The organism is Agrilactobacillus fermenti, assembly GCF_021030645.1.
In the GTDB taxonomy this organism is placed as follows: Bacteria; Bacillota; Bacilli; order Lactobacillales; family Lactobacillaceae; genus Agrilactobacillus; species Agrilactobacillus fermenti.
In genome coordinates, this window is the sequence record NZ_JACGCJ010000076.1 from 1 (window position 1) to 476 (window position 476).

Genomic DNA, 476 nt, shown 5'->3' on the forward strand with positions numbered 1-476 from the left:
CGTAAAGGGTATTGGCATACTGCACATACCGGTGTACTGAAATATACTCTAACAAACGAAAGACTGGAACGCCGTGGACTTATCAATCTGTCCACAACGTACCAGTCTATTCAGAAACGCTTAAGTTGTTGAACCGCCGTATACGGAACCGTACGTACGGTGGTGTGAGAGGCCGACCCGTTAGGGTCTCCTACTCGATTTAGTGTCTTTAGACCTAGTTGAGTACCATAAGGTACGAAACAGTAAACCACCCGCTATGCGGGTGGGTGTTCAATTGCTATGCAAAAAAGCCCTCTTTTCAGATAGAATATTGGATGTTCAGGCCAATCAATCTATTTGAAAGAGGGAAAAAACAAATGGCGAATCAATACAACAGTTTGGCACATACCAAATGGTTGTGTAAATACCATATCGTGTTTACACCAAAGTATAGAAGAAAAGTGATTTACAATCAATATCGACGGGACCTTCAAGAT

1 protein-coding gene is annotated in these 476 nt (G+C 42.2%); it reads left to right on the forward strand.

Annotation, left to right across the window (positions count from 1 at the left end; genetic code table 11):
• Nucleotides 1-356 precede the first annotated feature (356 nt).
• On the forward strand, nucleotides 357-476 hold a 120-nt coding region (locus FHQ08_RS12680; RefSeq protein WP_230914751.1), incomplete at its 3' end, for a transposase.